The organism is Lacimonas salitolerans (assembly GCF_042677865.1).
GTDB lineage: Bacteria > Pseudomonadota > Alphaproteobacteria > Rhodobacterales > Rhodobacteraceae > Lutimaribacter > Lutimaribacter salitolerans.
The window spans coordinates 1-6,309 of sequence record NZ_JBHUDD010000123.1 but is presented as its reverse complement, the minus strand read 5'-3'; the positions used below and the strand labels follow the sequence as shown (position 1 = coordinate 6,309).

The following is a 6,309-nucleotide window of genomic DNA, read 5'->3' as shown; positions in this document are numbered from 1 at the left end:
GGTCGCGGTGGCGACGCGAGCATCAAGTCGCTGCCGCCATCGCACATCGAAAGACTCGCCATAATGCGCAACTGTAGTACTAAACACGCGTCTAATATGCCCGTTCTCTGGAATATTGTCACTTGTCGCAAAAGAGCACGCCATATGTCAGACGGTTTTCTTCACCGCTACTTCCTCAACAATTCGAAAAAACGCCTGCATAAATGGCTGCATTACTTTGATATCTACGAACGCCATTTCGAACGCTTCCGCGGAACATCACCCGTGATGCTGGAAATCGGCGTCGCCGGTGGCGGATCCTTGCAGATGTGGAAAGAGTATTTCGGACCCGGCTGCAAGATCATCGGACTGGACATCAACCCCGACTGCAAGCGCCATGCAGACCAGGATATCGACGTGTTCATCGGCAGCCAGGACGACCCCGAGATCATCGAACAGATCTTCGCAAAGTACCCAAATATCAGCATTGTTCTGGATGACGGTAGCCATATCATGAACCACATGATCCGCACGTTCGAGATGGTGTATCATCGGATTGCATCCGATGGCGTCTACATGGTCGAAGACACACATACCTGTTATTGGCCACAATTCGATGGCGGCCTGAAACGTGACGGCAGCTTCATGGAATTCGTGAAAGACAAACTCGACGAAATCAACGCCGTTCACACCAAGAGAGCATTACCCGTCACGGATTTTACCCGTTCGACGAACTTCATTGCCTGCTATGACAGTGTCGTCACCTTCGAGCGCCGCCAACAAGGTGCCCGACAAGCCCCGAAAACCGGGCCGATGACACTCAGCGAATGAGGGATGACGGTGGCCCCGAGCCCGGCCTTCAGATCGCTCAGATGTGTTTCCGGAAATCTGAACAGCTGGGATAAGTGGATTTTCCGTGCAACAGCTGCATGACGCTGCGAGCAAGGAGAAGACCATGGCAAGACGTTCGCGCGGGAATCACAGCACGGCATCCAAGGCGAAAGTGGCGGTTGCAGCGATCAAGGGTGAGAAGACGCTGATCGAGCTGGCGCAGGATCTCGATGTCCTTCCACACCATATCAAGCAGTGGCGGGATAAGCTGCTTGAGGGCGCGACGGAGATGTTCGGCAAAGCTGCGAAGGCGGGGCCGGAACCGGTAATCGACGTGAAGACCCTGCATCCCAAGATCTGAGACCTGACACTGGAGAACGATTTTTTGTCCGGCGCGCTCGGCAAGGCGGGTCTGTCGCCGAACGTTCTGTCTACTCATTTCGCCAAGCGAGCTTTTCGAAGCCTGATCCATTTGCCGCCGTTGGGTGCAATCGTCTTATCCCTCGATGCGCGCCCAGCCTTCTGCCCAGATGTCGGGATTGAGATAAGCCGGGTCGGCGAACCAGCGCGCCGGTGCGGCGACAATCTTGTCGGGGCGCGGGTTCAGCCAGGCACCCCACCAGGAAAAGGAAGAGTTGGCAACGATGTGGTGCCGGCAGGCGCTCATCAGGCGAAGGTCTTCGACGTTGCGCGTGGCGTCGTTGTGGTCAGGCAGTCTGATTTCGGCAGGAAGACGCAAATTCTCGCGCACCCAGTCGGGATCGTCGGAGAACGCATAGATCACCGGTGCGGCACCCATCCGATTTGCGACATGATCGAGCGCGCGCGCGTAATAGGCTGGTGTGCAACTGCCATGGGTGGCCGCGAACTGGGCATTGCGCACGTAATCTCCGCGACGCACATGCAGCGAGACCGCGCGTGGCTCTGCATCGATCTCGGCAAGCCAGCGGGCGTTCTCGGGGTCTGGCGGGGACAGGGGCGTGAGTTCGGCCCTGATCGTTTCCGCATGGTCTGCGAAATAACGCTCGGACTGAAAATAGCCTTCGATCCAAGCCGGCCCGGAAACTTTAACGATGGCAGGATCAAAGGCTGCCCCTGCCTCGCGCAAAAGCTGCGGTTGGCGACGCATCAGGCGCCATATCCAATGGCGCAGCGGTTTTTCGCGTGGCGCAGGCGGTAGCTGTGATGCGTCCACCGGCGTATCTGCCAGCCGAAAACCGTTCAACGCGTAGCCATGTTCGCGTTCGCGCAGATAGTGGCGCTTGTCCAGAACCAGCGGCAACCCGGTCTTCAGCGACAGCGACCGGCCAACCGCATACTGGAACATCTGGTTTCCCAGTCCTCCCTTTATCCGAACGATAATCATAGTTTCCCTCGGCATACTTGGCTGGATGGGCAGCCGGAGCTTCTGCGTGAAGTGTCACAGTATTCCAGAGCTGTGCGAAGAGGAACGCAGAATCTGCGACACCGGCGCCGGTCTCAGGCACACTTGTTGCGCGCCCTGAACCCAGGACCAACCCTGTCACGCAATCTTCGACGGAGGCCTGCGCGCAAGACATCTGCTCACGCAGTTGCCATCCATGCTGCTACACCGGTATAGAAACCGCATGGTGCTGCCCTTGTTCCCCTGAAAGCCGATGAAGATGAAAGCCGTATTAGAAAAACTCTTTCCCGGTGCGGTGCTGCGCCTGCGCGAACGGCGAAAGAACGGTCCCTACCCATCCCACAAGGCGCACATCCTGGCGCTCTCCCATCTTCGGGCCACTGTGAATGATCTGCCCGAAAGCCACCTGCGCGCCTTTTTGCAGACAGCCATGAAATATATGGTGGACTCCAGATCACAGATTTTTCAGGATGCATTCGTGTTGCACGTTCTGGGCACGGCCCGGCCCGGGAATTTCGTCGACTTTGGCGCGACTGACGGCGTTACGTTGTCCAACAGCCATTTGCTTGAAACCAAACATGGATGGCGTGGCATCTGTGCAGAACCTGCGCGCAGCTGGCATCCGGCGCTGCGCCGCAATCGACCGTCTGCCGTTATAGAAACACGCTGTGTCTGGACCAAGACCGGCGCAGAACTGACCTTTCGCGAAACCGCCGAGCGTGAGCTTTCGACAATAGACAGCTATGCGCAAAGCGACTCGCGCGCAAAGAAACGCAATGAGTCCGAAACTTATGCGGTGTCGACCGTGTCGCTTGATGACATGCTCGCAGAACATGGAGCGCCAGAGCATTTCGAGTATCTGAGCATCGACACCGAGGGCAGTGAATTTGACATCCTGAAGAATTTCGACCTTGGCCGCTATATGCCAAAGGTGATCACGGTGGAACACAATTACACACCGCGCAGAAGCGACATCCATGCTTTGCTGACCGCCTCGGGTTATCGCAGGGTGCTGACTGAAGTCAGCATGTTTGACGACTGGTATCTGGCACCCGGGGTTGGTTTGCCCAAAGAGTGATTTGGCTAAGGTCCTGCCAGCGGTTCGGGTTCAGCGACAGATGTGGACCTGCGCAATGACCATTGCTCCCAAACGAAATCATAGCTCCAGTCGCATGAATGCGTTTTCGCCAGCATCGTCCTGATGGCCTCGCGACGCGGTATGTCATCGGCGGAAAACAGATGGAACTGCACCTGCAATATACCGATGCGCGGCATGATGCCGGCCTCTTCAAGGGCGGGAAGAAGCTCGTATTCACCGCCTTCGATGTTGACCTTCACCAGGTCGATGCGCGGAATGTCGGCTTTGGCGAAAAACCGTGCAACGGGTTCGATCCGACCTGTCACCGTATTCTCTGCATTCCGAAAACTGGACGAGGCGTCGCCGTCATCTGACAGGGTCAAATGACCCTCGCTCTGACCCAAGGCAAACTCATGGGTGACGATTGCATCGTTGCCATGAAAACGGCTGCGGATTTCCTCGGCAAAGACCGGGTGCGGTTCAAAGATATGGAGCCGGGCACCATAGCGATCGTGAATATCGGCCGCCCAATTTCCCTTGAAGCCGCCGACGTCAAATACCACCGACTCCGGGCCAAGCCCGGCAAACTGCATGCGGGTGACCTCCATCCGGTCGGCCCGCCATTGGCGAAACGCGGTGTAGAATACCTTTGTCCATGGTTCGCGGCGCTGGCGCAGCCAACTCTTCAGGGAAATGCGCATGGATTGTCTTTCATTACGGCCGCGTACAGCCCCCTGTATAGGCCCCGTCGGACAAGTTGGGCAAGCCGCTGGCAATGTGTGCAAAGCCGGATCACGAGTGGGTAAGCGACAGGTGCGTTGACCTGCGCCGGCACCGCGGCTAGCACGGTGCGCAACGAGCGAGGATATCCGCCGACATGACCGAGATTGTGGAAAATTTCCAGTTCAGCCCCGAGATGTTGTCGGGTGCCGACCGGCTGCCCGGTGTGTCTGCGTTCATGCGTACCCGCAACGGCGCCGATTTTCTGGAACCGACGATCCGCAGCCATATCGAGTTTTATGACGAGGTTGTCGCGGTCTATAACCAGTGCACGGATGCCACCCCTGACATTCTTGCGCGGCTGGCGTCGGAATACGGGCCGAAGCTGAGAGTGTTTCACTATGCACCGCGCGTTTCACCGCCTGGCAGCGAGGATCACGCCAAAACGCCCGGAGACTCGCCCAATTCTCTGGTCACCTATTCGAATTTCGCGCTTTCGCAGACCCGCCATCAATGGGCCGTCAAGCTGGACGATGACCATCTGGCGATTCCGGATAACGTGGCGCGAATGGTTGGGGATATTCGCGCGGGGCGAGCGGATGGCAGCGTGATGCACTGCTTTTCCGGGATCAATCTGATCCGTGACGCGCAAGGACAGTTGCATGTTCCGGCTGCCGCGCCGGTCTCGGGCAAGGGTGATATCGGGTATTTCCGCGTCACGGAACAGACGCGGTTCATCCATGATCCGCGTTTCGAACGCTTCGCCCGTGGTGATTTTCCGCGCCGCTTCGCAGGCTGGTTCTACTGGCACCTGAAGTACCTGAAGTCGGGCGAAGGGTTTGCAAATTACGAACTCGATTCCAATCCCGACTCACGCTACGTGCGCCGGCGGGCGCGGTTGAAGTCCGGTGCCTTGTGGGGGCTGGCCGAGACGCGCGAGGCCCTGCCACCGGGGCCGTTGCGGCGGTTGCGCGCGGTGTTTGACAGCAAGGAACGGCTGGGCGTGGCGCGCGATGCGTCGATCGTCGCGGCGTTCCCGCAAGCCACCCTGACCGACGCCCTGGATGCAACCGCGCCCGGCTGGCAAGAATTTCTGGAGACCGGGCAATGATATGGCCCGTCCATGTGATCAACATGGCGTCCAATACCACCCGCATGGCCCGCGCAGCGGCCGAGCTTGACAGTCTGAACATTCCCTTCACCCGGTTCGAGGCCGTCAACGGCCGCGCCCTGTCACCTGACGATCTGGCGCGGGTCCATGACCCTGCTGCCAGTCGGCGGCGCGCGCGTCGGCCGCTGATCGGTCCCGAGATCGGGTGCTATCTCAGCCATGTTGCGCTGTGGGAAGAGACAGCGGCCGGCGATGCCCCGGGCGGGATTATCCTCGAAGATGACTTTGCAGCCGCAGACGACCTTGCGGCCGTGCTTGAGGCGATTGCCCGGGATGAGGGTGACTGGGAAATTGCAAAGCTGTTTTCAGCAAGGGTCGGCCAGAAACTTCTGGACCGTCGCCCCCTTGTCCAAGGGCGCGAGATCGCGGTGCCCTACAAGGTGCCGAACACGACGCTTGGCTATGCCATCCGGCGCGATGCGGCAGCGCGGCTTGCGGCCTGTGCCCTGCCGGTGTCACGTCCGATCGACGAGGATCACAAGCATTTCTGGGAGCTTGATCTGCGGATCGCCATGGTGTCCCCGCCCCCGCTGTCCTTTGGCGAGCAAAGCACCGAGGCAGGCTCGATCACGGCGGTCCGCAGTCAGGCAAAAGGCCGACACCCCGGTGGCCCGCTGCGCCATGCCCTGCATTCGATCAGGTATCGTGCAAGCTATATCGCTCATCTGCACTGGCATCGCCTGGTGCTTGGCGAAAGATGACCCCGGCAGAGGCTACGGCAGGATGACCTGGCCGCATCGACACGGCCTCTGACCGCGTGGGCCGGCGAGGATCAGCCGTGCTCCAGAACCGTCTTTGCCGCCCGTTTGTAAAAATCCACGTAACCGGCGGCGACCTGCCGCGCTGCGTCCAGAGCGGCCGTGCGCGCGGCATAGTCAGCCGTGGACATCTGCGCGATCGCGCGCTGGATGTCGGCCATGTTTTCGCAAATCATCATCGCATCGGTATCAAGGAAGTCACCGATGTTGGGGCAGCCCCAGTAGATCGGTACCGTCCTGCACAGCAGGGCATCGATCAGTTTTTCGGTAAAGTAGTTTTCTTCGCGCGCATTCTCGATGACGATGGAATAGCGATAGGGTGCCGCGCGACCTATCGCTGCCGCGCGACAAACAGGCTGAGAATCCAGCGTCAATCAGGATGAGAACG

The 6,309-nt window shown here is 59.0% G+C and carries 7 protein-coding genes and 1 pseudogene; 5 read left to right on the top strand and 3 right to left on the bottom strand.

The window, feature by feature from the left end; all coding sequences use genetic code 11:
* Positions 1-810, top strand: an 810-nt coding sequence (locus ACFTOW_RS14135) for a CmcI family methyltransferase (protein ID WP_379916789.1), incomplete at its 5' end; no start/stop codon positions are given.
* Between the two features lie 124 nt (positions 811-934).
* A pseudogene (locus ACFTOW_RS14130) lies at positions 935-1,168 on the top strand (IS3 family transposase); the annotation flags it as partial.
* Positions 1,169-1,306: 138 nt separating this feature from the next.
* Here ACFTOW_RS14130 and ACFTOW_RS14125 read toward each other — a convergent pair.
* Positions 1,307-2,176: an alpha-1,2-fucosyltransferase gene (locus ACFTOW_RS14125; protein ID WP_379916787.1), complete on the bottom strand. Its 870-nt coding sequence runs from the start codon at positions 2,174-2,176 to the stop codon at positions 1,307-1,309.
* A gap of 271 nt (positions 2,177-2,447) precedes the next feature.
* On the opposite strand from ACFTOW_RS14125, the gene ACFTOW_RS14120 reads away from it, so the two are divergent.
* Positions 2,448-3,272 carry an FkbM family methyltransferase gene (locus tag ACFTOW_RS14120; protein ID WP_379916785.1) on the top strand — a complete coding sequence of 275 codons (825 nt, stop codon included), beginning with the start codon at positions 2,448-2,450 and terminating at the stop codon, positions 3,270-3,272.
* A 5-nt stretch (positions 3,273-3,277) separates the two neighbouring features.
* Here ACFTOW_RS14120 and ACFTOW_RS14115 read toward each other — a convergent pair whose 3' ends face one another.
* Positions 3,278-3,865, bottom strand: coding sequence for an FkbM family methyltransferase (locus tag ACFTOW_RS14115; protein ID WP_379916783.1), 588 nt, complete (start codon positions 3,863-3,865; stop codon positions 3,278-3,280).
* 284 nt (positions 3,866-4,149) lie between these two features.
* Here ACFTOW_RS14115 and ACFTOW_RS14110 point away from each other — a divergent pair, with 284 nt between their 5' ends.
* Positions 4,150-5,103 carry a glycosyltransferase family 2 protein gene (locus ACFTOW_RS14110; protein WP_379916781.1) on the top strand — a complete coding sequence of 318 codons (954 nt, stop codon included), beginning with the start codon at positions 4,150-4,152 and terminating at the stop codon, positions 5,101-5,103.
* Positions 5,100-5,864: a glycosyltransferase family 25 protein gene (locus tag ACFTOW_RS14105; RefSeq protein ID WP_379916779.1), complete on the top strand. Its 765-nt coding sequence runs from the start codon at positions 5,100-5,102 to the stop codon at positions 5,862-5,864. The genes ACFTOW_RS14110 and ACFTOW_RS14105 overlap by 4 nt, the downstream gene beginning before the upstream one ends.
* A gap of 71 nt (positions 5,865-5,935) precedes the next feature.
* Here ACFTOW_RS14105 and ACFTOW_RS14100 read toward each other — a convergent pair whose 3' ends face one another.
* Positions 5,936-6,295, bottom strand: coding sequence for a glycosyltransferase family 10 domain-containing protein (locus ACFTOW_RS14100; protein WP_379916777.1), 360 nt, complete (start codon positions 6,293-6,295; stop codon positions 5,936-5,938).
* Positions 6,296-6,309 lie beyond the last annotated feature (14 nt).

Coding starts and splice junctions, on each gene's coding strand:
- ACFTOW_RS14105 (WP_379916779.1), top strand. CDS start 5,100: ATGATATGGCCCGTCCATGTGATCAACATGGCGTCCAATACCACCCGC.
- ACFTOW_RS14115 (WP_379916783.1), bottom strand. CDS start 3,865: ATGCAGTTTGCCGGGCTTGGCCCGGAGTCGGTGGTATTTGACGTCGGC.
- ACFTOW_RS14110 (WP_379916781.1), top strand. CDS start 4,150: ATGACCGAGATTGTGGAAAATTTCCAGTTCAGCCCCGAGATGTTGTCG.
- ACFTOW_RS14125 (WP_379916787.1), bottom strand. CDS start 2,176: ATGATTATCGTTCGGATAAAGGGAGGACTGGGAAACCAGATGTTCCAG.
- ACFTOW_RS14120 (WP_379916785.1), top strand. CDS start 2,448: ATGAAGATGAAAGCCGTATTAGAAAAACTCTTTCCCGGTGCGGTGCTG.